26 protein-coding genes are annotated in these 24350 nt (G+C 66.2%); 6 read left to right on the top strand and 20 right to left on the bottom strand.

What is annotated here, in order from left to right:
* Positions 1-4: 4 nt before the first annotated feature.
* The 6 genes from IPP91_02135 to soxY form a co-directional block, all read right to left on the bottom strand.
* Positions 5-505, bottom strand: coding sequence for a heme-binding protein (locus IPP91_02135; GenBank protein MBL0140878.1), 501 nt, complete (start codon positions 503-505; stop codon positions 5-7).
* A gap of 73 nt (positions 506-578) precedes the next feature.
* Positions 579-1199, bottom strand: coding sequence for a sulfur oxidation c-type cytochrome SoxX (soxX, locus tag IPP91_02130; protein ID MBL0140877.1), 621 nt, complete (start codon positions 1197-1199; stop codon positions 579-581).
* Positions 1200-1211: 12 nt separating this feature from the next.
* Positions 1212-2021: a sulfur oxidation c-type cytochrome SoxA gene (gene soxA, locus IPP91_02125; GenBank protein MBL0140876.1), complete on the bottom strand. Its 810-nt coding sequence runs from the start codon at positions 2019-2021 to the stop codon at positions 1212-1214.
* 54 nt (positions 2022-2075) lie between these two features.
* On the bottom strand, positions 2076-2486 hold the full coding sequence (locus IPP91_02120) for a DsrE family protein (protein MBL0140875.1): 411 nt from the start codon (positions 2484-2486) through the stop codon (positions 2076-2078).
* Positions 2487-2560: 74 nt separating this feature from the next.
* Positions 2561-2872 (bottom strand): thiosulfate oxidation carrier complex protein SoxZ, encoded by a 312-nt coding sequence (gene soxZ / locus IPP91_02115; protein ID MBL0140874.1) that lies wholly within the window; start codon positions 2870-2872, stop codon positions 2561-2563.
* Between the two features lie 14 nt (positions 2873-2886).
* On the bottom strand, positions 2887-3357 hold the full coding sequence (gene soxY, locus IPP91_02110; GenBank protein MBL0140873.1) for a thiosulfate oxidation carrier protein SoxY: 471 nt from the start codon (positions 3355-3357) through the stop codon (positions 2887-2889).
* Between the two features lie 282 nt (positions 3358-3639).
* Here soxY and IPP91_02105 point away from each other — a divergent pair, with 282 nt between their 5' ends.
* Positions 3640-3969, top strand: a complete 330-nt coding sequence (locus IPP91_02105; protein MBL0140872.1) for a winged helix-turn-helix transcriptional regulator — start codon at positions 3640-3642, stop codon at positions 3967-3969.
* Here IPP91_02105 and moaE read toward each other — a convergent pair.
* The 6 genes from moaE to IPP91_02075 form a co-directional block, all read right to left on the bottom strand.
* Positions 3966-4439 (bottom strand): molybdopterin synthase catalytic subunit MoaE, encoded by a 474-nt coding sequence (gene moaE, locus IPP91_02100; protein MBL0140871.1) that lies wholly within the window; start codon positions 4437-4439, stop codon positions 3966-3968. The two genes, IPP91_02105 and moaE, sit on opposite strands and share 4 nt — an antisense overlap.
* A 3-nt stretch (positions 4440-4442) precedes the next feature.
* Positions 4443-4697: a molybdopterin converting factor subunit 1 gene (gene moaD, locus IPP91_02095; GenBank protein MBL0140870.1), complete on the bottom strand. Its 255-nt coding sequence runs from the start codon at positions 4695-4697 to the stop codon at positions 4443-4445.
* A 30-nt stretch (positions 4698-4727) separates the two neighbouring features.
* Positions 4728-5255, bottom strand: a complete 528-nt coding sequence (gene mobB / locus IPP91_02090; protein ID MBL0140869.1) for a molybdopterin-guanine dinucleotide biosynthesis protein B — start codon at positions 5253-5255, stop codon at positions 4728-4730.
* Between the two features lie 46 nt (positions 5256-5301).
* Complete coding sequence (locus tag IPP91_02085) at positions 5302-6795, bottom strand: tripartite tricarboxylate transporter permease (GenBank protein MBL0140868.1); 1494 nt, start codon at positions 6793-6795, stop codon at positions 5302-5304.
* Position 6796: 1 nt separating this feature from the next.
* Positions 6797-7234, bottom strand: coding sequence for a tripartite tricarboxylate transporter TctB family protein (locus IPP91_02080; protein MBL0140867.1), 438 nt, complete (start codon positions 7232-7234; stop codon positions 6797-6799).
* Between the two features lie 63 nt (positions 7235-7297).
* Entirely contained in the window at positions 7298-8275 is a 978-nt protein-coding gene (locus IPP91_02075; protein MBL0140866.1) for a tripartite tricarboxylate transporter substrate binding protein, read from the bottom strand.
* Positions 8276-8405: 130 nt separating this feature from the next.
* On the opposite strand from IPP91_02075, the gene IPP91_02070 reads away from it, so the two are divergent.
* Complete coding sequence (locus IPP91_02070) at positions 8406-9077, top strand: response regulator (GenBank protein MBL0140865.1); 672 nt, start codon at positions 8406-8408, stop codon at positions 9075-9077.
* The gene (locus IPP91_02065) at positions 9074-10498 is read left to right on the top strand and encodes a sensor histidine kinase (protein ID MBL0140864.1); all 1425 of its coding nucleotides are present in this window, start codon (positions 9074-9076) and stop codon (positions 10496-10498) included. Before IPP91_02070 ends, IPP91_02065 begins: the two co-directional genes overlap by 4 nt.
* On the opposite strand, the gene IPP91_02060 is transcribed toward IPP91_02065, so the two are convergent.
* Both IPP91_02060 and typA read right to left on the bottom strand, forming a co-directional pair.
* Positions 10443-11639, bottom strand: coding sequence for a DNA recombination protein RmuC (locus IPP91_02060; GenBank protein ID MBL0140863.1), 1197 nt, complete (start codon positions 11637-11639; stop codon positions 10443-10445). The genes IPP91_02065 and IPP91_02060 overlap by 56 nt on opposite strands.
* Positions 11640-11686: 47 nt before the next feature.
* Positions 11687-13507, bottom strand: coding sequence for a translational GTPase TypA (gene typA / locus IPP91_02055; GenBank protein ID MBL0140862.1), 1821 nt, complete (start codon positions 13505-13507; stop codon positions 11687-11689).
* Between the two features lie 140 nt (positions 13508-13647).
* Between typA and IPP91_02050 the strand changes: the two genes are divergently transcribed.
* The 3 genes from IPP91_02050 (at position 13648) to IPP91_02040 (ending at position 16701) form a co-directional block, all read left to right on the top strand.
* A complete protein-coding gene (locus IPP91_02050; GenBank protein ID MBL0140861.1) occupies positions 13648-14628 on the top strand; it encodes a 4-deoxy-4-formamido-L-arabinose-phosphoundecaprenol deformylase in 981 nt (326 codons plus the stop codon).
* A gap of 60 nt (positions 14629-14688) precedes the next feature.
* Positions 14689-15147 (top strand): peroxiredoxin, encoded by a 459-nt coding sequence (locus IPP91_02045; GenBank protein ID MBL0140860.1) that lies wholly within the window; start codon positions 14689-14691, stop codon positions 15145-15147.
* A gap of 120 nt (positions 15148-15267) precedes the next feature.
* Positions 15268-16701: a PhoH family protein gene (locus tag IPP91_02040; GenBank protein ID MBL0140859.1), complete on the top strand. Its 1434-nt coding sequence runs from the start codon at positions 15268-15270 to the stop codon at positions 16699-16701.
* A 127-nt stretch (positions 16702-16828) separates the two neighbouring features.
* Here IPP91_02040 and ltaE read toward each other — a convergent pair whose 3' ends face one another.
* The 6 genes from ltaE to IPP91_02010 all read right to left on the bottom strand — a co-directional run bounded on the left by ltaE (position 16829) and on the right by IPP91_02010 (position 24297).
* Positions 16829-17845, bottom strand: a complete 1017-nt coding sequence (gene ltaE / locus IPP91_02035) for a low-specificity L-threonine aldolase (protein ID MBL0140858.1) — start codon at positions 17843-17845, stop codon at positions 16829-16831.
* Complete coding sequence (locus IPP91_02030) at positions 17838-19538, bottom strand: mechanosensitive ion channel (protein MBL0140857.1); 1701 nt, start codon at positions 19536-19538, stop codon at positions 17838-17840. The genes ltaE and IPP91_02030 overlap by 8 nt, the downstream gene beginning before the upstream one ends.
* Complete coding sequence (locus tag IPP91_02025) at positions 19522-20577, bottom strand: 2-oxoacid:ferredoxin oxidoreductase subunit beta (protein ID MBL0140856.1); 1056 nt, start codon at positions 20575-20577, stop codon at positions 19522-19524. Before IPP91_02025 ends, IPP91_02030 begins: the two co-directional genes overlap by 17 nt.
* A 1-nt stretch (position 20578) precedes the next feature.
* The gene (locus IPP91_02020; protein ID MBL0140855.1) at positions 20579-22432 is read right to left on the bottom strand and encodes a 2-oxoacid:acceptor oxidoreductase subunit alpha; all 1854 of its coding nucleotides are present in this window, start codon (positions 22430-22432) and stop codon (positions 20579-20581) included.
* 78 nt (positions 22433-22510) lie between these two features.
* Positions 22511-23803 (bottom strand): methyl-accepting chemotaxis protein, encoded by a 1293-nt coding sequence (locus tag IPP91_02015; protein MBL0140854.1) that lies wholly within the window; start codon positions 23801-23803, stop codon positions 22511-22513.
* On the bottom strand, positions 23800-24297 hold the full coding sequence (locus IPP91_02010; GenBank protein ID MBL0140853.1) for a chemotaxis protein CheW: 498 nt from the start codon (positions 24295-24297) through the stop codon (positions 23800-23802). Before IPP91_02010 ends, IPP91_02015 begins: the two co-directional genes overlap by 4 nt.
* Positions 24298-24350: the final 53 nt, after the last annotated feature.

The following is a 24350-nucleotide window of genomic DNA, read 5'->3' as shown; positions in this document are numbered from 1 at the left end:
GCGGTCAGAACTCGAGGGAGTCGGCGATCGCCTTGATGCCGGCATTGGCGCATACCTCGTCTGCGTCGCCGCCGGGAGCGCCCGAGACGCCGATGCCGGCGACGATCGATCCGCCAGCCTCGATCTTCACCCCGCCACCAACGGCCACGACTCCCGGCAGGTTGCGGATACCGGAGGAGGGCTGACCTGGTTGCGTTATCTTCTGCAGGTCGGTCGTGTTCGTCCTGAATGACACGGCCGTCCATGCCTTGCTCGTCGCGGTGTCCGGGGAATGAGCGCCGGCAAATCGGTCGCGCAGCATCACCTGGACGAGACCGGAGCGGTCCACGACGGCCACCGACACCTGATAGCCATCGGCGCGACACTTGGCGAGCGCCACCTGCGCGGCCTTGAGGGCGGTCTCCGGCGTTAGCGCCTTCACGTTGAAGGTGGCCGGCTCCACGGCGACCACCGGGCTCGAGACAAGAAGAAAGGCCACTGCGGCTCTGGCAAATGCATTAGTCATGGCTAATGTTCCTTGGCGAAATAAAGGGCGGGCACATAACCCGCCCCGGGGTGGGTGGAACTCCTCCCTAGCGCTATTGGTTGACGGGCGACTTGGGGTCCATCAAGAGTGCGACGACATCCTTGATCTGCTGTTCGGTGAGGATTCCCTTGTATCCGAACCGGGGCATGCTGGAGCAGGCCGCGAACGCATGGGAGTTGTAGACCTTGCTCCAGGCGTATTTCTGGGCGTCCGGGCCGTATCCGCGAACCTTCGCGAAGTTGTAGAGGCTGGGCCCGATCGTCCCGTACGAGAGCTCCTGCCTTGTCAGCTGGTGACAGGCATAGCAGTTCGCCCCGGAGGGCTTCTTGGGGTCGTCGCTGTACTGCCCCCCCTGCCCCGACTGTGCGATCTTCTCGCCAGATTTCCAGTCGCCGAGCAACTTGCCATCCGCCGGGAACTTGATCGTGGCGAGTTGCTGCTTTTCGATGCGGTCGGAGACGTCCTTCGGCAGGGTCCTGTCCCCCGAATCGGTCGAGCACAGGCGCTGCAACTCGTCCTGGTCGAGCCGGTCGAGCTTCGCCTGCCCTCGCTCCTTGAATCCTGCCTTCATGGCCGCGTAGGCCTTGGCCGAGATCTCATCGTCGGAGGGCGTGGTCGCGCAACCAGCCGCCAGCGCGGCGAGTGCCGAAAGGGCAATGAATTTCGTCTTCATGTCGTCTCTCCTTCAGCGCTTGATCGCCGGCGCGTTGAACGGGGCGCCGTTGGCGTTTTTCGCCAGGAACATGGTCAGTGCGATCGAGGCTTCCGAGGTGAATTCCAGATGCGGGAATCGCTGCTGGCGGAAGCAGTCCTCGAGGCGCCACTGGAACGACCGGACCTCGCCCTGTGAAACCCGGTAGGCGGGCCACGAGGTGTAGGCGCGCTGGGCGTCCGCCTGTTTGGTCAGGTTGGGAAGGTCCTGCAGGCGGATGCGGATGTTGTCGACGCCGTGGCACGTGGAACATCCGAAATCGTACGGCCCGCCCCGGTGGAAGAAGATCTTCTTGCCGATCTCGTAGGCTTCCGTTTCCTTCGGGTGGTTCGTCTTCACGTTCATCGTGACGCCGCGCGATTCGGACGTGATGAAGGCCACCAGCGCGTCCATGGGAACCTTCTTTCCCGGACCGCCGAACGGATCCTTCTTCGCCTGCTCGGGAGTGAATCCCTGCAGCGTGACCATACACGTCACCAGCCGCGACTCGAGATCCTCGACCTTGCCGGAATCAGCGAAATAGCGCGGCAGTTCCGCGTAGGCGCCCTTCACGACGCCCGGCCCAAGACCGAGGTCGCACTTCTCGAGCGTCGCGCCTTTCGGGCCCCGCGTTTCCTTCCAGATGCCTTCGCCGCGCGCTTCCCACAACTCGGCGGGATTGCCGTCGCTGAGGGCCTGCCTGTACCGCTCGATCTCCTCGACCGCCGAGCGTCCCTGCGCGAACGCGGTGGCCGATGAAAACGCGGCGACGGCAAGGGCGGCGCGCGCCACCCGATTCAGGATCTGGTTCACGGTGCTCCTCCTTTGTCTCGTTCTGGGTTCGACGCCCGGGTTCCGCTAGGGCTTCAGGTAAACGAAGCCCTCTTTGGCCTGCAGTCGCCCGATTTCCGCCACGCCGGACGGGACGATCTTCGCCTGGGAGATCACCGTCTTCGGGTCGATCTTGCGCACGACGAGCGTGTTGTTGCACACGCGAAACTCCACGCCCCGGGACTGCAGTGTGTCCACCGTCACGTCGAACGGGTTGCCATTCTTGTCCTTCGCGCCCTCGAGGAGGAAGTCGATGCCGGGGCCGTGCGCGACCACGATGATCTTGGCTTGAGGTTCCGCATCCAGGTGATTGCGCACGTTGCGAAGCAGGGGTGCAGCCTTGTCGACGCCTTCATTGATGTGGTACACGACCTTGCTGCTGGGGTCGGCCAGGACCGTACCACTGAACGCCAATATCATGGCCGCGACGGCGGCCATCCTTGCGAGGCTGCTGTTCATGCGGGCTCCTCCTGCTGTTATGGGACCGACGGGCATCGAGGCCCGCCGAGGCGCTACGAAATCGTTGCTTCGTCGGTGCGCTTGTCGCCCTTGTTGTCCGTCCAGGTGATCGACACTTTCTCGCCCGGCTTTCCGCCCGAGAACTTGAAGGACATGAACGGGTTCTTCGAGACGGCCGGTCCCCACTGGGCCGAGAGCACGACCTTGCCGTTGTGCGTTGCGGTGACGCTCTGGATGAAATGCGCCGGGATCGCGGCACCTTTCGAATCCTTGCGCTGCCCCGTTTCCATCTCGTGGCTCATGAGAACCTTCACTTCAACCTTGTCGCCGGACATCGCCGCCCGGATCTTCATCGGATCTGCCATGGTCTCCTCCTGGATCAGCCGCCGCAGCCACCGAGGGTGACTTTGACTTCCTTGGTGGTGTAGTAGAACTTGCCGTCGGCCTTCACGAGCGCGGTGACGTTGGAGGTCTGCCCCATCTTCACGCGCGTGGTGACGCCGGCCTCGGTGCCCGCGGGAATGTCGAAGTTCGCGGCGAGCGTGTTCGGGTTCTTCTCGATCAGGAGCGCGATCGATTCGGTTTTCGGAAGGCGGCTCGAAATCGTGAACGGGACGACGGCTCCGTTCTCCGCGATGTCCGGCGAGGTGATCGCGATCTCCTTGCTCTCCATGGCGGTCGCCCCGCCCAGGGCCTTCACCGTGTCGGCCGTGTTCTTGGTCTCGAACGCGGCCTTGTTCCACGTTTGCGCCCAGGCGCTGCCCGGCTTGAAGAGGCCCGCGGAGACCGTCAGCCCCATGACTGCCATACCCCCGGTGCCCTTGAGCACCTTCCTGCGATCGTCGTTCATCACTCGCTCCTCGAATCCTCGTGCGTCGATGGGTTGCGTTCCGTGGAAACACTCGATGGTGCGCCCCCTTTTCAGGAGACCTCTGGCAGCCTGGATGCACCGAATGCCCCCGAATGGGGTTTGCAGAATCTGGGGGGTATGCGGCCCCAGGGTCTATCCCCGCATCGGGTTACGGACTTTACCCGAATGGGTAGGTAACGGGACAACCCCCGATTCCGCCGCCCCATGAATTAATGGTTGCTAATATTAGCGGGGGCTTCCCCTATGGGTTACGATTCGACGATGGCCGCCAACAAGACCGCAACCAAGGACATCTTCGACCTCACCGGCCGCGGCGAGGACATCAGGGAGGCGAGCGAGGCCCTCAAGGCGATGGCTCACCCGCTTCGGCTGAAGATCCTCTGCCTCGTGGGCCAGAACGAGCTGATGGTCCAGGAAATCGTGGAGTCCGTCGGCACCTCGCAGAGCAACATCTCGCAGCATCTCGCCGTGATGCGCGAACGCGGCCTTCTCGCCTCTCGCAAGGAGGCGAACAAGGTCTTCTACCGCATCGAGGACCAGCGCATCATCAAGATGATCGCGATGATGCGCGAGGTGTTCTGCAGCATCTAGGATTGCGCCGGTCCGTCCTCTGACCAACGCGCGGCCGCTTGGTCGTCGCTTGCCCGCGCCTCCACCCAGCGCTCGCCGGAAGGTGTTGCTTCCTTCTTCCAGAACGGCGCGCGGGTCTTCAGGAAATCCATGATGAACTCGCAGGCGGCGAAGGCCTCGCCCCGGTGCGCGCTCGAGACGGCCACCAGCACGATGGACTCGCCCGGCTCGAGACGGCCGACGCGGTGCACGACCCGCGTATCGATGAGATCCCAGCGCTGCGCGGCCTGCGTGCAGATTTCCTCGAGAGCCCGTTCGGTCATGCCGGGGTAGTGCTCCAGGGTCATGCCGCTGACCGCGGCGCCCTCGTTCAGGTCGCGCACGCAGCCGACGAAGGTCGCCACGGCACCGACATCGCGCCGTCCCTCGGTGAGCGCCGCGATTTCGCGGCCCGGATCGAAGGGCGACTCCTGCACCCTCACATGGGCCATGGCTCAGCCTCCGGTGACGGGCGGGAAGAACGCCACCTCGTCGCCCGGCTTAACGGGCGTGGCGAGATCCGCCATCCGCTGGTTGACCGCTACACGCCAGGCGCAACCGGGCGCGAACGCTTCCGACCAGCGGCCGTCGCGGGCACGAAGCCGGTCGATCACCGTGCCTACCGTGGGCGTGCCCGGGGGCAGCGGGACCTCTTCGCGGGCACAATCGACTCGCTCGCGAAGGCTGGCGAAGTAGAGAAGCGTGATCATGCGGGCCGTCGTCTCGGTTCCTGGCCGGGGTCAGTCGGGTATCGCGGAAAGGCGGGGGCGCCCCTCCTGGCCGGCGACGAACTTCAGGATGAATCCTGCAATGGCGGGCGCGTCGTCCAGGCCGAACTGCGGCAACCTGGTGTCGAGGTGCTCGTCGGTCGCCACCGCGATCACGTGCTGATCGCGGGGGAACAGCAGCGGCCGGTCGCCCCCCTTGCGGTGGACCTCGATCCGGGGAACGGGATCGTGCTTGTACCCTTCCACGAGGACCAGGTCGCAGGGCGAGAAATGCCGGAGCAGCACGTCGAGGGTGGGCTCCTGGTCACCCCGCAACTCGTGCATCAGCGCCCAGCGGCGCGATGAACTCACCAGCACCTCGGTGCAGCCTGCCTGGCGATGCCGGAATGAATCCTTGCCGGGCTGGTCCACCTCGAACTGATGGTGGGCATGCTTGATCAGCGACACCCGAAGCCCTTCCTTCAGGAGGATGGGCACGATCTTCTCGATCAGCGTGGTCTTGCCGCTGCCGCTGTATCCCGCAATGCCGAGCGCTTTCATGCGGCAAGATGATAGCGCATGCCCGGGTGGGGCCTTCCGGTTCCCCTCAGCGAGCCCGGGCGCGAAGCCGGCGCATGGCGAGAGGGGCGAAAAGGACGAGCACCGAGAGCGTCCAGAGTATCCAGGTGATCGGGCTCTCGAACAGGATCCCCAGCTTGCCGTCGGTGATCGCAAGAGCCCTGCGCAGGTTCTGCTCCATCATGTCGCCCAGCACGAAACCCAGGATGAGGGGCGCCATCGGGAAGCCGAGCTTTCGAAGCACGAAGGCGAAGACGCCCAGGGCGGTCATGAGGACCAGGTCGAACGTCGTGGCGTGTACGGCGTAGACCCCCACGAAGCTGATTGCGACGATGCCGGGCACGAGTATCCACTGCGGCAGGTGCAGCATCTTCGCGAAGAAGCCCACCAGCGGAATGTTCATCACCAGGAGCATCACGGCGGCGATGAAAAGCGATGCGATGAGGCCCCAGACGATCTCGGGTTGCTGCTGGAACAGCAGCGGCCCGGGCGTGATGTTGTACAAGGTCAGCGCGCCCACCATGACGGCGGTGGTGCCACTTCCGGGAACGCCGAGGGTGAGCATCGGGACGAACGATCCGATCGCCGAGGCGTTGTTCGCCGCCTCGGGCGCCGCGACGCCGCGGATGTCGCCCTTGCCGAAGGTGCCCTCGGTGTCGTTGAGGTTCTTCTCGACCATGTAGGCGATCGCGCTCGCGATCGTGGCCCCCGCGCCAGGGAGCACGCCGACCCCGAAGCCGAGGAGGCTCGAGCGCGCCGTGCCCCACCACGTGGCGGCCAATTCCTTCATGTTGAAGAGGTTCCGGCCCGTCGCCTTGATGACCGACTGCCCCGCGTGGCTCAGCTCCAGCATGAGGAGGATTTCGCTGACGCTGAACAGCCCGATCACGACCACGATGAACTGGACGCCATCTGCCAGATGCACGTCACCGAACGTATAGCGATAGACGCCGGTGCCGGCATCGATGCCGACCGTCGACAGGAAGAGCCCGATGAGGCAGGCGAGCAGGGTCTTTACCGGGCGATCCCCCACCATCCCCGCGAGGCAGCACACCGCGAAGATCATGAGCACGAAGTACTCGGCCGGCCCGAAGGCGAGCGCCCATTGCGCAAGCAGAGGCGCGAAGAGCGCGAGCCCCACGACGGCGACGACGCTGCCGACGAAGGAACTCCATGCCGATATGGAGAGCGCTACGCCTGCGAGGCCCTTGCGAGCCATCGGGTACCCGTCGATCGCCGTCATGAGCGCGCCGGCGTCCCCGGGGATGTTGAGAAGGATCGAGGAGATCCGCCCGCCGAACTCGCACCCCAGATAGACCGCGGCGAGCAGGATGAGCGCTGTTTCCGGAGGCAGCTTGAGGGCGAACGCGATGGGCAACAGGATCGCGACCCCGTTGATCGGGCCCAGGCCGGGCAGCAACCCGACGATCGTGCCGATGAAGGATCCTGCGAAGGCGACCCCCAGGTTCAGCGGCTTGAAGGCGACGACAAAGCCCTGTGCGAGGTGCTGGAACGTGTCCATGTCAGGCTCCGCCGAAGATCCTGCCCACGGGCAGCGTTACGTCAAGCAGCTTGTCGAAAAGAATCCAGAGACTGATGCCCAGACCGACTCCCGCGATCAGGCTGGCGCGCCAGGTCCCACCGAAGCTGCGTCCCACCGCGACGCTCACCAGGATCGTGGCCACGACGAAGCCCAGGATCTCGAACAAAAAGGCGTATCCGACGAGGGCGACCAGCAGGAGAGCCGACTTCCACAGGAGCTCCCCGCGCGGCCATTTGGGCTCCGCCCCGGGCCGGAACATCAGCCGGACGCAGGCGAGCGCCATGCCGGCACAAAGCAGCCACGGGAATGCGCGCGGTCCTATGGGTTCGTAGGAAAACGGCACTTCGATCTGCCAGGTCATCCACGCGATCAGCGCGATGATGAAGAGCCAGAGGGAGGCAAACAGCCTGTCGCTCATGGTGGCGGCCGTGACGGGAAACCCGGGCCCGGAAGGCGTCCGGGGGCTCCCTGCCTCAGTCTGCTATTTCTTCACCAGGCCGAATTCCTCGGCGATCTTGCGGTAGCGGGCGACCCCGTCCTTCACGAACTTGTCGAGTTCCGCGCCCGTGAGATCGAAGGGCTGAAGTCCCCGCTGGGCGCGCATTTCGCCGAATTCCTTTGACGAATACATAGCCTTGAACGCATCGGCCCAGGCCTTGAAGTCGGCTTCGGAGACCTTCGGCCCCATGTAGAAGCCACGGATGATGGGCCACTGGATGTCGTAGCCCTGCTCCTTGGCGGTCGCGATCCCCGCCGACTTGCCCACCATGCGCTTGTCGGCGAAGACGGCCAGCATGCGGATGTTGCCTGCCTCGGCCTGCGGCTCGTCGGCCGATACGTCACCGAACATCACCTGGATGTGGTTGCCCATGAGCGCGGTTGTCGCCTCGCCGTTGCCTTCGAACGACACCCAGCGCATCGCCTTCGGATCGACGCCCACCATCTTCGCGAAGAGCGCCGCCTTGGTCCAGTCCTGGCTGCCCACGGTGCCCCCCCCGCCCATCGGCACCTTCGAGGGATCGGCCTTGAGCGCGGCGGCGAGTTCCTTCAAGTTCTTCCAGGGGGCGTTCTTGCCGACGGAAATCGAGCCGAAGTCGGCCCCGATCGAGGCCAGCCACTTGACGTCGCTTTCCGTGTACTTGCCGAACTTGCCCTGGGCGATGTTCAGGAGCGAGCCTCCGGAGAACGCGACGATCGCGTTGCCGTCACCCGCCCGCTGGGCCACGACGGTATTCATGGCCACGGCACCGATGCCGCCCGGCATGTAGGTGATCCGCATCGGCTCTGGCGTGATCTTCAGGTCGCGCAGCGCCTGCTGCGCAAGCTTGCAGCTCAGGTCGAATCCGCCCCCCGGCTTGGCGCCGGCGATGCACTCGGGCTTGTCGAATGCGGCGAGCGCGGAAAGGCTCGTCACGGCGGCGAATGTGGATACGGCAAGAATCGCGAACGGCTTGCGCATGGAACTCCTCCGGAAGAACGGGTTGTTTTCGACGGGGGTTTCCAGGCCGAGCCTTCGAACCCCTCTGGTGCCTACAATGCATCATAGGCCGCAATGCTTACAAGTGGCTTTCAGGCTCATGGGGGGGACGATGCGAATCCTGCTGGTCGAGGATCACGTGGAGCTTTCGCGGTGGATAGGCCGCGCGCTGGAGAAGAGCCATTACACGGTCGAGCGATCGCTCAATGGGGCGGACGCCGATGCGCGCCTGTGCACCGAGCACTACGACCTGGTGATCCTGGACCTTTCGCTCGCCCGGATGGATGGGCTCGAGGTCCTTCGCCGGATGCGCACGCGAGGCTCGCGTACCCCGGTGCTCATCGTGACGGCGCGGTCCGAGGTCTCCGACCGCGTGCGCGGACTGGACCTGGGGGCCGACGACTACCTGGCGAAGCCCTTCGAGATCGGCGAGCTGGAGGCGCGAATCCGCGCGCTCCTGCGCCGGACCCAGGCGGGCGGCGAATTGCGGCCGTCGTGCGCAGGCCTGGTGCTGGACTCGGCGAGCCGCGCCTTCGAGTTGGACGGAAAGCTCCTCAGCCTCACGCCTCGCGAGCATGCCGTGCTGGAATCGCTGTTGCTGCGCGTGGGCAAGGTCGTGGCCAAGGACCAGCTGCACCAGCGCCTGTTCCCCCTCGAGAGCGGCGCGAGCCCGGACGCGATCGAGGTCTACGTGCACCGCTTGCGCCGCAAGCTCGCCGGCGCGCGCGTGCGTATCGTCACCCTGCGCGGCCTGGGCTACTTGCTGGAGGAGCTTGCTCCATGAACACGGCCGGGCCCGCGCGCAGCCTGCAGTCGCGCCTGCTCTGGTGGCTTGTGCCGGCCCTTGCGGTCCTGGTGGCGATCAATTCCGTGAGCGCCTACCGCACGGCTCTCAGGGCGGTGAACACGGCCTACGACCGCTCGCTCCTCGCGGTCGCACGCACCGTGGCCGACCGGGTCGAGCTGCGCCGTGGACACGTCGCGGTGGAGGTGCCCTACATCGCGCTCGACTTCTTCGAATCGGACCTGCGCGGGCGTGTCTACTACCGCGTCGGTGACCTCGACGGGAAGTCCGTCTCGGGCTACGACGACCTTCCCCCCATGCCGCCGGGAGTGCCGCGTTCCGAGGAATATTTCGCGTTGGCGCATTTCTACGATGACCAGTACCGCGGCGAGGCCGTTCGAGTGGTCGCGCTCTATCAGCCCGTATTCGACGAGAACGACCGTGGCATGGCCCTGGTCCAGGTGGCCGAGACCTTCGTCTCGCGCGAATCGCAGACACGAAATCTCATGGTCTCCACCCTCATCAGCCAGGGACTGCTCGTCGCCCTGGCGGCGCTGGTGATCCTGGTGGTCGTCCGGACAGCCTTTCGCCCGCTGGCGCGGCTGCGCTCCGAGCTCGACGCGCGCAAGGCGGGCGATCTGTCTTCCATCGATACCCGCGGCGTTCCCAGCGAGATCGGCTCGCTGGTGGTCGGCATGAACGGCTACGTGGCGCGGCTGAAGGACACGCTGGACCGGCAGGAGCGCTTCATCGCCGAAGCCTCTCACCAGCTGCGTACGCCACTTTCGGTGCTGCGCGCGCAGGCCGGGCTCGCACTTCGCGAGGACGATCCCGCGCAGCTGCGCGAGACGCTCGCGGCCATGGACCGCTCGGTCGGGGACACGATCCATCTCGCCAACCAGTTGCTCATGCGCGCAAAGGCACAGCACGGTCTCGCCGCGCCGATCTTCGGCGATCTCGACCTCGCGCAGGTTGCCCGCGAGGCCTGCCTGGACCTGGGAGCCGGGGCCGTCGCCAAGCGCATCGACCTGGGATTCGAGGGCGACCACGCCGTGGCAATGCGCGGCGACCCCACGCTCTTGCGCGAACTCGTGAAGAACCTCGTCGACAACGCAATCCGCTACACGCCGGAGGCAGGACGCGTCACCGTACGGCTGTCGGCAGCGGGCGAGCCGCCCGCCATCGAGGTCGAAGACAACGGGGAAGGCGTCGCCGCCGCCGACCGCGAGCGCATCTTCGACCCCTTCTACCGACTGACCTCGAGCGAGCAGCCGGGGGTCGGGCTGGGACTGTCTATCGTGAGGGACATCGCCCGCGCGCACGGCGCGGACATCGAGCTCACCGACGGTCCGGGCGGCGTCGGCCTCAAGGTGCGGGTTCGATTCCCGCCGCCGGCTGCTCCGGCTTCGGCACCACGGTAAGCTGGGGCGGGCTGGCCTCCGGCACCGCGCCGGCTTCCTTCGCGCCGGGGAGCTCCGCGCGCTCGATCGCCGCGAACTTCTCGCTGATCTTTCGGCCGGTGATCTGCACCTGGCCCGCATCCTCGTGGGCCAGGCGAATGTGCTCGGCGAGCTTCTTCAGGCGCTCGTCGAAGCGGCCGAACTCGCGCCCGAGCTTGCCGAGCTCGTCCTTGATGATGTGAATCTGCTTGCGCGTCTCGACGTCCTTCAGCACCACGCGAGCGGTGTTGAGTACCGCCATCAGCGTGGTGGGTGAAACGATCCACACGTGCCGGGTGCCCGCGTACTCCACGAGGTCGCGATGGCGGGCGTGGATCTCGGCGAACACGGATTCGGCGGGCAGGAACATCACCGCGCCGTCGCCCGTCTCGCCCGGGATGATGTACTTCGAGGCGATGTCGTCGATGTGGCGGCGCACGTCGGCCTTGAACACGCCCGGCGTCACCTTGTCCGGGCCGTCCGAGATCATGCGCTCGTAGTTCTCGAGCGGGAACTTGGAGTCGATGGCGATCATCCCGCTGGGCTCGGGAAGCTTCAGCACGCAGTCGGCGCGCAGGTTCTTCGCGGTCTGGAACGTGTACTGGAATTCGTAGGCCGCCTCGGGGAGCACGTTCTTCACGATGTCCTCGAGCTGGCGCTCGCCCAGCGCCCCGCGCGAGCTCTTGCTGCCCAGCAGGTTCTGCAGGCTCACCACGTTGGTGGTGAGCGTCTCGATCTTCTTCTGCGCGTCGTCGATGGTCTGCAGGCGCGTCATCACGCTCACGAAGGTCTCGTTGGTGCGCTTGAAGCCCTCGTCGAGCCGCTCGCTCACCTTGCCGCCGATCTCGGCCAGGCGCAGATCAACCTTTTCCTGGAGCGCGCGCTCGAAGTTCTGCAGCTGCTCGCGGTTGCGGGCCAGCTCGTCGCCCACGGCGCGGCGCAGGCGGTCGCCCTCCTCGCTCTGGCGCGAGGCGATGCGGTCGGAAGAACTGGCCAGCCCGCTGGCCAGATCGGTGAGTATGGCGCGGTGGTGGGACTCGCGGTCGCCGGCAACGGCTTCCGGGAGGACCTCGATCCGGCGGGCGACCCGGACGGCGACCACGAGCGCGGCCACCGCGGCAATCGCGGCGACGGCGGCGAGAGCGAGGAGGACGGCGTCCACGGGCCCGGTCAGGCGGCCTGGTCCTCGCGCGAGGCGCGCTTGCGGTCGTGTTCCAGCAGGTGGCGCTTGCGCAGGCGGATGTTCTTGGGCGTCACCTCGACCAGCTCGTCGTCGTCGATGAACTCCACGGCGCCTTCCAGCGTGAGGATGATGGGCGGCGTGAGCAGGACGTTCTCGTCCTTGCCTGCGGCACGCACGTTGGTGAGCTTCTTGCCCTTCACCGGGTTCACGATGAGATCGTTGTCGCGCGTGTGGATGCCGATCACCATGCCCTCGTAGACGCGCTCGCCCGGGGAGACGAACATGCGACCGCGCGCCTCCAGGTTCCAGAGCGCAAAGGCAACGGCCTCACCCTGCTCCGAGGAGATCAGCACGCCGCTGCGGCGCGAGGGCAACTCCCCCTTCACTGGGCCGTATTCGTCGAACACGTGGCTCTTGATCCCCGTGCCGCGCGTGAGCGTCATGAATTCCATGTGGAAGCCGATGAGTCCACGCGACGGGATCTTGTAGTCGAGGCGCACGCGGCCCTTGCCGTCCGGCACCATGTCCTGCAGCTCGCCGCCGCGCCGGCCCAGTTCCTCCATGAGACGGCCCTGGTTGTCCTGCTCGACGTCGACGGTGAGCAATTCCCACGGCTCGTGCCTCTCGCCGTTGACTTCCTTCACCACGACGCGCGGCTTGCCCACCGCGATCTCGTAGCCTTCGCGGCGCATGTTCTCGATGAGGATCGTGAGGTGCAGCTCGCCCCTCCCCGACACCCGGAAGATATCGGCGTCCTCCGTGTCCTCCACGCGCAGCGCCACGTTCGCGAGCAGCTCGCGCGTGAGGCGGTCGCGGATCTGCCGGCTGGTGACGTACTTGCCCTCCTGCCCGGCGAACGGCGACTTGTTCACCTGAAAGTTCATGGTGAGCGTGGGCTCGTCGACGCCCAGGAACGGCAGGGCCTCCGGCGTGATGGGGTCGGCAAAGGTGGCGCCGATCGTGAAGTCCTCGATGCCCGTGACGGACACGATCTCGCCTGCCGCGGCGGATTCCATCTCGACCTTCTCCAGGCCCTGGAAGGAGCGCACCAGCCCGATCTTCGCCTTGCGGGGCGCTGCGTCGCCCGAGAGGATCACGACCTCCTGGGCCTTGCGGATCGTGCCGCGACGGATGCGGCCGACTGCGATCCGCCCGAGAAAGCTCGTGTAGTCCACGGCGCTGATCTGCAACTGCAGCGGGCCTTCGGGGTCGCCCGTGGGCGCCGGCACGTGCTTGAGGATCGCGTCGAAGAGCGGGCGCATGTCCTCGCCGACCTTGCCGGCCTCGACTGCGGCCCAGCCGTTGAGCGCGGAGGCATAGATCACCGGGAAATCGAGCTGGTCCTCGGTGGCCCCCAGCTTGTCCATGAGGTCGAAGGTCTGGCTCACGACCCAGTCGGGACGCGCGCTCTCGCGGTCCACCTTGTTCACGACCACGATGGGCTTGAGCCCCTGCGCCAGCGCCTTGCGCGTGACGAAGCGGGTCTGGGGCATCGGGCCTTCCACCGCATCGACCAGCAGCAGCACGCCGTCGACCATCGAGAGCACGCGCTCGACTTCGCCGCCGAAGTCCGCGTGACCGGGGGTGTCCACGATGTTGATGTGCACGCCGTGATAATCCACCGCCGTGTTCTTGGCGAGGATGGTGATGCCGCGCTCTTTCTCGATGTCACCCGAGTCCATCACGCGCTCGACGATGTGCTGGTGCTTGGCGAAAGTGCCAGCCTGCTGCAGGAGCTTGTCGACGAGCGTGGTCTTGCCGTGGTCGACGTGGGCGATGATGGCGATATTGCGGAGCGGGCGCGACATGGGGGTCCTTGGCTGCGACGAAAATCGCAGAAAACTCAACAGTTTAGCACGGCCTGACGGCAAAGGCGATTTCGACATCATGCGCCGGTGCGCACCGACGTGCGAGTGGGGCCCGGGAAGTGGGGACGCGGCGGGCGCGTATGCTAGCATCCGCGACCTTTCGCCCTGCTCCGCCCGTGAAACTCGCCCTCAAGATCGACGTGGACACCTATCGCGGCACGCGCGAAGGAGTGCCACGCCTCGTCGACCTGCTGAAGAAGCACGGGGCGGGCGCCACGTTCCTCTTCAGCCTCGGACCCGACCATACGGGGCGGGCCATTGCGCGCGTCTTGCGTCCGGGATTCCTGGGCAAGGTCGGGCGCACGTCGGTGCTTTCGCACTACGGGATCCGCACCCTCCTCTACGGCACCCTGCTTCCCGGGCCCGACATCGGCAAGCGCTGTGCGCCCATCCTGAGAGGCGTGCGAGACGCGGGCTTCGAGGTCGGCATCCACACCTGGGATCACGTGAAATGGCAGGACGGCGTGGGCTCGGCCGACGAGGCCTGGACGGAACGCCAGATGGCTGCCGCGCGCGACCGGTTTCGCGAGGTCTTCGCCCAGGAGCCCAAGGTCCACGGCGCCGCCGGCTGGCAGATGAACGTGCACGCGTATCGCCGAACCCAGCGCTTCGGGTTCGACTACTGCTCGGACACGCGCGGGACGTGCCCCTTCATGCCCGTCCACCGCGCCGAGATCGTCGCGTGCCCGCAGGTTCCCACGACCCTCCCCACGCTCGACGAACTCATCGGCCTGGACGGCGTGACGCAGGCCAGCGTGGCTGAAGCGATTCTCGAACTCACGAAAGTGCCGCTCGGGCAGACGCTTCCCGGCCCCTGCCCGGACCACGTTTTCACGCTGCATGCGGAGCTGGAGGGCATGAAGCTCGCGCCCGCCTTCGAGCGTCTGCTGGAGGGCTGGAAGGATCAGGGCTACCAGCTCGTGGCAATGCGCGATCTGTACGCCGCACTGGAGCCGACAGCCCTTCCCCTGCACTCGGTCCGCGACGGCGAAATCCCGGGCCGCAGCGGCACGCTTTCCATGCAGGGGCCGGCCTTTCTTCCTTCCCCATCAACCCCATAGCTTGCGTTTTTCAGGGAAGTTGGCCACCATAGGTCGCGGTCAACCCATTGGATCCCCTGGATGAGCGAACGCACGGCAGTTCCGGATTTCGAGCTCCCCGCCACCGGCAACCAGCGCTTCAAGCTTTCGGCCTTCAAGGGCCACCCGCTCATCCTCTATTTCTATCCGAAGGACAACACCCCGGGCTGCACCGACGAGGGAGTGCAGTTCCGCGACCTGCATGCGCAGTTCGCGAAAGCCGGCTGGTCGGTCTTCGGCGTCTCCCGCGACTCGGTCGCCTCGCACGAGAAGTTCAGGCAGAAGATGACGTTCCCTTTCGAACTGCTCTCCGATGCCGACGAAGCGGCCTGCGGCATCTTCGGCGTCATCAGGATGAAGAACCTGTACGGCAAGCAGGTGCGCGGCATCGAGCGAAGCACCTTCGCGATCGACCGGGAAGGCCGGATTGCCCGCGAATGGCGCGGCGTGAAGGTGGCCGGGCACGCGAAGGAAGTTCTCGACTTCGCCCGCACGCTCTGATCCCCGGCGGATTTCCACCCCTGGCACCCTGTCCTGATGCCCAACGACAACCTGCGTGACTCGCGGCGTTCCGACGCCGGCGAGGCGTCTTCCCACGGCACGGATTCCGCGGAGGCTCCCATGCAACGAAAACGCGACAGCCACGGCGAGGGCCGGGCCGCACGGCAATCGGCCGCCGTGAAGCTCTTCGTCCTCGACACCAACGTGCTCATGCACGACCCCACGAGCCTCTTCCGGTTCGAGGAGCACGACGTCTATCTCCCGATGGTCACGCTCGAGGAGCTGGACGACAACAAGAAGGGCATGAGCGAGGTGGCGAGGAACGCCCGGCAGGCGAGCCGCTTCCTCGACGAGATCGTCTCCTCCGGGGCCGGCGACATCGAATCGGGCTACGCGCTCAAGGGCAGGACGCACGGCGACGGGCTCGGGCGCCTGTTCCTGCAGACGCACTCCGTCACCGTCGAGATCCCCGATTCGGTCGCTTCGCAAAAGGCCGACAACGTGATCCTCGGTGTGGCGATGCACCTCAAGCAGCGCCACCCCAAGCGCCAGGTCGTGCTGGTGTCCAAGGACATCAACATGCGCATCAAGGCGCATGCGATCGGGCTGGCGGCCGAGGACTACTTCAACGACAAGGTGCTGGAGGACACCGACGTCCTCTACACCGGCATGCTCGGGCTGCCCGAGGACTTCTGGGACAAGCACGGCAAGGATGTGGAGAGCTGGCAGGAGCACGGCCGCACGCTTTACCGCGTGAAGGGCCCGCTGTGCCCTTCGCTCCTCGTGAACCAGTTCGTCTTCCACGAGGGCGACCGCCCTTTCTACGCGATCGTGAAGGACGTGAAAGGCAAGACCGCGACGCTGCAGACCCTGAAGGACTACTCGCACCACAAGAACAACGTCTGGGGCATCACGTCGCGCAACCGCGAGCAGAACTTCGCCCTGAACCTGCTCATGGACCCGGAGGTCGATTTCGTGACGCTGCTGGGACAGGCCGGCACCGGAAAGACGCTCCTCACGCTGGCCTCGGGCCTCATGCAGACCCTGGAATACAAGGTCTACAGCGAGATCATCATGACTCGCGTGACGGTCCCGGTCGGCGAGGACATCGGGTTCCTCCCCGGCACGGAAGAGGAGAAGATGACCCCGTGGATGGGGGCGCTCGAGGACAACCTCGACGTTTTGATGAAGACCGACGACGAGGCCGGTGACTGGGGGCGCGCGGCCACCGCGGACCTCATCCGCAGCCGCATCAAGGTGAAGAGCCTGAACTTCATGCGCGGCCGGACCTTCATCAACAAGTACCTCATCATCGACGAGGCGCAGAACCTCACGCCCAAGCAGATGAAGACGCTCATCACGCGCGCAGGGCCGGGCACGAAGGTCGTTTGCCTGGGCAACGTGGCGCAGATCGACACGCCCTACCTCACGGAGGGCTCATCGGGCCTCACTTACGTGGTGGACCGCTTCAAGGGGTGGGGGCACAGCGGGCATGTCACGCTCACGCGCGGCGAACGCTCGCGGCTGGCGGACCACGCGGCGGAAGTGCTTTAGGCGCGCCCTTATCCCCAACCCTTTTCCGGCGGCAGGCTTCTCTGCGCTTGTCAGGAGCGGAGCCGGAGGTAAGGCACGGTTCCGGCCCATCGCCCCTCTCCTTCAGGACAGGAGTCCGGGGTGAGGGTCAGTCCGCCGCTGCGGAACTGCGGAAAAACGACCCGAACGCGGAAGTCGCGCGATCGATGCCGGCTTCGTCCACGTCGAGGTGCGTGACCAGTCGCGTGCGCGGCGACACGATGGCGACGATCCCGCTCGCCTTCAGGTGCTCCTGAAGGGCTGCGCAGCGCTCCCTGGCGACCTTCACGAAGACCATGTTCGTCTGCACCGGCTCGACTTCACAGCCTGCGCCGGCCAGCCCGCGCGCCAGCCGCTCGGCGTTGGCATGATCCTCCGCCAGCCTCGAAACGTTCCGCTCCAGGGCGTACAGCCCGGCAGCGGCGAGAATGCCCGCCTGCCGCATTCCCCCGCCCAGCATCTTGCGGATGCGCCTGGCCCGGTCGATGAGCCCCTGGTGACCCACGAGGACCGTGCCGGCCGGTGTACCGAGCCCCTTCGACAGGCAAACCGAAATGGTGTCGAAGCCCGCGCACAGGAGATTCACGGGCATGCCGAGCTTCACCGCGGCGTTGAAGATGCGCGCGCCGTCGAGATGCGTGGCCAGCCCTCGCTTCCAGGCCAGCGTCACCGCCTTCGCGAGATAGTCGCGGCCGATGACCTTGCCGCCGATCGTGTTCTCGAGAGCGAGCAGGCGCGTGATGGCGAAGTGCGGATCGTCCGGCTTGATGGCCGCCTCGACCATCGCGAGGTCGAGCGTGCCGTCAGGGAGGTTCTGCAGCGGCTGCGGCTGGATGGAACCGAGGACCGCGGCGCCGCCGCCTTCGTAGCGGTAGGTGTGCGCGTCCTGGCCGACGATCACCTCCTCGCCACGCGCGCAGTGGGCCATGAGGGCGGCGAGATTCGACTGCGTGCCGGAGGGAAAGAAGAGCCCCGCCTCCATGCCGAACATCGCGGCGGCCTTCTCCTGGAGCGCGATGACAGTCGGATCGTCGCCGAAGACGTCATCGCCCACCTCGGCGCGCGCCATCGCGTCCCGCATGGCGGCCGACGGGCGCGTGACGGTGTCGCTACGCAGGTCAACCACGGGGCGGGTCCTTCGGGGGCGCCGGCGCCAGGTGCCATCGAGCCGGCGGCACGACCTTCGCCTCGGCCGGGTCGCCCAGGTAGTGCGGCGACATGATCTGCACCCCGTGCTCGTTGAACACGTCCTGGATGTTCGCGTGCAGCTCGGCCAGGACCATGGCCCGGGGCCGCGGGTCGGTCGGGACGGCTTGCGTGACCAGGCGGTATTCGACGTAGAAATCCGCGAGCGCCGTCTGGAAGACGACCGGGGCGGGATTGTCCAGCACGCCCGAGGTGCGTTTCGCCGCCTCGACGAGCATCGCCTGCACCTGCCGCCATGGCGCGTCGTAGCCGATGGTGACGGTCGTGTCGAGCACGAAGCCCACGCCCTTCACGGCCCGCGAGTAGTTCCTGGTGACCGCACCGGCAATGAGAGAATTGGAGATCGTGAGCTCCTCGCCCAGTCCCGTGCGGATGCGCGTGGTGAACGCGCCCAGTTCCACCACCGTCCCCTCGTGTTCGCCGATGCGCACGTATTCGCCGGGGCGAATCGTGCGGGTGTACATGAGGATGAGCCCGTTGGCTCCCTGCCCGATGATGCTCGTGGATCCAAGCGAAATCATCACCCCCACCAGCACCGAAAGGCCCTTGAACGCGTCGCTCTGCGCGCCGGGAAGGTACGGATAGGCCATCGAGAGCGCGAATATCCACAGGGCTGCCGCGGTGAGATTGCGCGTGGGCAACGCGGTGTCACGGTCGAGCCAACCCGATTGGCTCTCGCCGGCCACGAACGGCGCGAAGAAGCGGTTGGAGGTGCGCGTGGCGACCGCCGCGATCATGAAGATCGCGGCCGCCACGACCAGGTTCGGCAGCGCCCCAGCGACGTCCGTCGCCGCCGAGGAGGCTAAATTGAGGGTGGCATCCTGCAGTCCCTCGCCCCAGGGCCGCGTCCAGGGAAACTGGATGAACGCGAAGCCGAGCCACTCGTAGACGATCGCCGCGACCAGCAGCCAATAAATTCCCGCGGTAAGTGCCCGGGCGCCTGTGAACACCTGTTCGCGGCCGACCACGGCCTGTCCGCCGACGAGCAACCGCCCGGCATGACGGCTTGCGAGGCCGGCCAGTGACAGGGCGATCCAGCCTCGTACCCGCCTGAGCGCCCAGAGAATCGCCAGGGCGATGGCCGTGCCGATCGCGACTTTCACGAAAGCGCCCAGCAGCCTCTCGACGTTGCGTGCTTCGCGCGTTTCCTCGACCACGCGCTTGAGCGCCTTCGCCGCGTGGTCTGCCTTCGAATCAAGCGTCTCGCTGCCGAGGTCGTTCACATCCGCGGGCTGCAGGATGAACGCGAGCTTGCCGTCCACGGTGATCGCCCGACCCTGGGGGATCGTCTTGACCGCGATTTCGCCCGGTCCGCTTTCAGCGAGAATGTCGCGCAAGGCGTCGGCCCCGCGTCGCGTACGCTCCTCGGGAAGGAAGCCCAGGAACGAGCTGCGAAATTCGGTGATGGTCCGGTTGAAGACCTTGAGCGTCGCGACCCTGCCCCCCGCGGGTGATGCCGCCCCGGCAGGCGTTGCCGGGGCCGGTGGCGCTTGCGTCGCAGCAGGCGCGTCCGCAATCGCCGCTGCGGGCGGCACGTCAGGTGCGCCGGCGCCGGTGGAAAGCGCTGCGAGGCAGGCGAAGGCCGCGAACGCGAATCTAGCGAAGCGATGCATTGAACTTCGCGAGCGCGGCGGAGCCGGGGCAGAGCTCGGGCTCGCCGAGTTCGTTGAGCGGACGATCGACCGTGCCGAGACTCGCATGAAGGTCTTCCGCATCAGGCTCGATATAGAGTAGCCCGGTCACGATCTCGCCCTTGGCGTAGCGAGTCTGGACGTGGCTCATCGCAGAGATCCGGCTGCTGGAATCGTAGTCCCCGTCCAGCTTGCGAAGCCGAATCACCGAACCGTCATGCTGGCGCACTTCCTGAAGCGTGCCGGGCTCATACGCCGTGGTGATCTCCCTGTGCACGGTGATCACGTCGAGGGCATTCACCGCTTCATTGTGGTGGCGCACGTAATCGTAGCTGCGGGTCGATCCCTCGTGGTTGTTGAAGGCCACGCAGGGGGAGATCACGTCGATGAACGCCGCGCCATGATGGGAGAGCGCGCCCTTGATGAGGGGCACCAGCTGCGCCTTGTCGCCGGAAAAACTTCTCGCCACGTAGGTGGCGCCCAGCTGGAGCGCGAGGCACACGAGGTCGATGCCCTCCTCGCTGTTCACGGCGCCGCGCTTGGACTTGGACCCGCGGTCCGCGGTGGCCGAGAACTGCCCCTTGGTCAACCCGTACACGCCGTTGTTCTCGACGATGTAGGTCATGTTCACGCCGCGGCGCATGCTGTGCGCGAACTGGCCCAGGCCGATAGAAGCGGAGTCACCGTCGCCCGAGACTCCCAGGTAGATGAGGTGGCGGTTCGCCAGGTTGGCTCCCGTGAGCACCGAGGGCATGCGCCCGTGCACCGAATTGAAGCCGTGCGACTTGTCGAGAAAGTAGGTCGGCGTCTTCGACGAGCACCCGATGCCGGAGAGCTTGGCCACGCGGTGCGGCTCGATGGCGAGCTCCCAGCAAGCCTGGACGATGGCGGCGCTGATGGAATCGTGCCCGCAACCGGCGCAGAGCGTGGAGATCGTGCCCTCGTAGTCGCGGCGCGTGAATCCCAGCGAGTTTGCAGGGAGGTCCGGGTGGTGCAGCTTGGGTTTGGCCAGATAGGTCATGTCAGCGCTCTCCTGCGGCTGCGCTGCGGCGCAGCGGCCTTACGTTGAATGCCGCAAGACGTTCCTCGATCTCGCTCCGGATGAACCGGGCCGTGATCGGCGTCCCGTCGTAATGCGCGATGGAGGAAATCTGCGCGGGATCCAGGACGCCCTCGTTGATCAGGAGGGTACGAAGCTGCCCGTCGCGGTTCTGCTCCACGACAAAGACGTGGTCGTAGGCCTTCGCAAAATCGATCACCGAGTCCTGGAACGGGAAGGCACGCACCCGCAGCGCATCGAGCGGCACTCCCTCGAGCTCGAGGTCCGCCAGCGCCTCTTCCATGGCGCAGGCCGTGGAGCCGTAGTAGATGACGCCATGGCGCGCCGGCGTGGGCGATTCGTGCAGCACGGGCGCTGGAACGTACTGCTTGGCGGTCTCGAACTTGCGCAGCAGCCGCTGCATGTTGTCCACGTAGGCGCTGCCCTCCTCCGTGTAACGCGCGTAGCGGTCGCGACTCGTGCCGCGCGTGAAGAACGACCCCCGCTTCGGGTGGGTGCCGGGGTAGGTGCGGTAGGTGATTCCGTCGTCGTCCACGTCGAGGTAGCGGCCGAAACGCTTGCCGGACTCGAGGTCGTCGTGGGTCAGTACCTTGCCGCGGTCGTAGGTGCGCGAATCGTCCCATTCGAGGGGATCGCAGAGGCGCTCGTTCATGCCGATGTCGAGGTCGGTCATCACGAAGACCGGGGTCTGCAGCCGGTCGGCGAGGTCGAGCGCGTCGGCGGTCATCTCGAACGCCTCCTTCGGGTCCGCGGGAAACAGCAGCACATGCCTGGTGTCGCCGTGCGAGGCGTAGGCGCAGGAAAGGATGTCCGCCTGCTGGGTGCGGGTCGGCATGCCGGTTGACGGGCCCGCGCGCTGGACGTTCACGATCACCGACGGAATCTCGGCGAAATACGCGAGCCCGATGAATTCCGTCATGAGCGAAACGCCCGGGCCGGAGGTGCAGGTAAACGCCCGCGCACCGTTCCACGCCGCGCCGATCACCATGCCGATGGAGGCAAGCTCGTCCTCCGCCTGCACGATCGCGAAGTTGTTCTTGCCGGTGGCGGCGTCCGTGCGGAACTTGCGGCAGTGACGGGCGAAGGCTTCCGCCACGGAGGAGGACGGTGTGATCGGGTACCAGGCGCAGACCGTCGCTCCCCCGTACACGGCGCCTAGGGCCGTCGCGCTGTTGCCCTCGAGGAACACCTTGTCACCCACCTTGTCGGAGCGCTTGACGGTGATGCCGAGCGGGCACGGCAGGTGGGCGAGCGCGTAGTCGCGCCCCAGGTGCAGCGCCTTCAGGTTGGGCTCCAGGAGCTTTTCCTTGCCCTTGTACTGCTCGGCGACCAGCTTCTCGACCTCCGCGATGTCCATGTCGAGGAGCGCGGCGAGGGCCCCCACGTAGATGATGTTCTTGAAGAGCTGGCGCTGGCGCGGGTCGGAATAGGTGGCGTTGCAGATCTCCGTGAGCGGCATCGCGAGCACGGTCACGTCGCTTCGGAACTTGTCGGTGTGCAGGGGCTTGGTGGAGTCGTAGAAAAGATAGCCGCCCGGCTCGATCTCGACCACGTCCTTTTCCCAGGTCTGCGGATTCATGGCGACCATGAGGTCCGCCCCGCCGCGCCGGCCCAGCCACCCGGCCTCCGACACGCGCACCTCGTACCAGGTCGGGAGCCCCTGGATGTTGGACGGAAAGATGTTGCGCGGGCTGACCGGCACGCCCATGCGCATGATGGCCTTCGCGAAGAGCGTGTTGGCCGAGGCGGAGCCCGACCCGTTCACGTTCGCGAACTTGATGACGAAATCGTTGACGGCTTCCAGCTTCATCGGCATGCCGCGCCATGGCGGCCAGGGGGACGGAAAGGCGCAAGTTTACCTTGAGCCGCGCCTGCGGGGCGGGCCCCCGGAACTTCAGAAGATTTCGACCCTCTTGTCCGGCGGCCGGGTCCCGTCGGCTTCGGCCGGCTGGTCCGCCTCGTCGAGTCGGCGCGCCTGCTCGCCCTTGCTGTCCTCGAACTGCGGCTTGAGGGCGCTTTCCGAGTAGGCGCGGACGGCGCGGTAGAGGTCACGCTGCAGGAGTGCCCGGGTTTCGTGCGACAGAAGCGACAGGGAATCGGCCGCCGCGCCCAGCGCGGGCTTGTGCAGGCGCTCCAGCTTCTGCCGCGTGATGTCCTGGAACTGCATCGCCACGATGATCTGGTTGATGTCCCTCTGGATCTCGACGGAGAGCGCGTTGATGCGCTGCAGCGTCGATTCGATCTTGCGGGTCTGCTCGGTCGTCGCGGCATTGAGCGAGGAGATCTCCGCCCGCGCAACCCCCACCGCGCGGCGCGCGGCCTCGGCCACCTGCGTCGTGCGGCGGTTGCCCTGCCTGACCTCGTCACCGATCGCGTCCAGGCCCTGACGAGTCTTCCGGGTGAGGTCGTGCGCCTCGGCGCTGATCCCGCGGATGCGGTCCGTGATCTCGACGAAGTCCTGGGACGTGAACGTCTGCGATGTCATGGCGACGGAGCCGTCCAGCGCGATGCGGGAGATCTGCGCGGCCATGTTGCGCAGGCCGTCGATCGTCTCCTCCATCACCCGGGCGTGCTCGGTGATGCGCTTCTGGTGGCTCGCCATCTCGTCGGCGGCCTGCGAAAAGCTCGTCATGTGCGACGTGACGTTCAGCAGCTGCGAGTCGTAGGCCTTGATGAACTCCGGAAGCGACAGGATGCCGCTCGCCCCGCTCTCCCCCTCGCCCTTCAGCAGCGACATCACCGCCTCCGTCTGCTCGTTCGCCCTGGCGACCACGACACGGAAACTCTTGCTGATCTCGGTGACGGCGCTTTCCGTGAGCCGGATGACGTCCTCGACGGACTCGGTCACCATCTCGAGCTTCCTGCGGTTGATTTCCGCAGCCGCATCCCAGCGCTCCAGCATGGTGTCCAGGCCGATCACCACTTGCTGGAAAAGCCGCGTGCGCTTGCGCCACTTGATGAACGGTTCGCTCCCGGCGTCGGGGGGCTCCTCCTCCTCCTCGGCGGTCATGTCCCGCACGACGAGCGCCAGCCCCGCGAAAGCCGCCAGAGGCACCAGTGCGAGCGAAGTCAGGAGTGCCCAGGCCGGCACGAGGAACGCCATCCACACCCAGGGCAGGAAAAACACCACGATCAGCGCCACCAGCAGGTATGGATGGCGGGCGACGAACCGCAGATATCGCTTCATGCAGCGTTGTCGGCGGAGGCCGTCACCCCCCCGAGCAGGTCGAGTTCCCGCGCGGACAGGAAACTCTCGATGTCCAGCAGCAGGATCATGCGATCGCTTTGCGTGGCGAGGCCGGCCAGGTAGGTGGCATCCACGAGGGACCCGAGGCGCGGGGCGCTCTTGATCTCGTTGGCGGTGAGCTGCACGACGTCGGAGACGCCATCGACCACGATCCCGATGACCCGGGAAACGATCCGTAGCACGATCACCACCGTGAAGGCGTCGTAGGTGGGCTCCGGCAGGCCGAACTTAACGCGCAGGTCCAGCACCGGCACGATCGTGCCGCGCAGGTTCACCACGCCCTTGAGGAAATCGGGGGCCGAGGGCAGCGCGGTCACCTTGTCGTAGCCGCGGATCTCCTGCACTTTCAGGATATCGACTCCGTATTCCTCGCCGCCCAGCCGGAAGACGAGCACTTCCCGGGTTGCCTCACGTATTGCCTGGCGTGGTCGCATTGCCTAGAACTCCTTCCACTCATGGGGATCGGCCAGCGCGACCGCCCGCGCTC

The sequence above is a fragment of the Betaproteobacteria bacterium genome (assembly GCA_016720855.1).
Taxonomy (GTDB): Bacteria; Pseudomonadota; Gammaproteobacteria; order Burkholderiales; family Usitatibacteraceae; genus FEB-7.
This window is presented reverse-complemented; position numbering and strand designations above follow the sequence as displayed.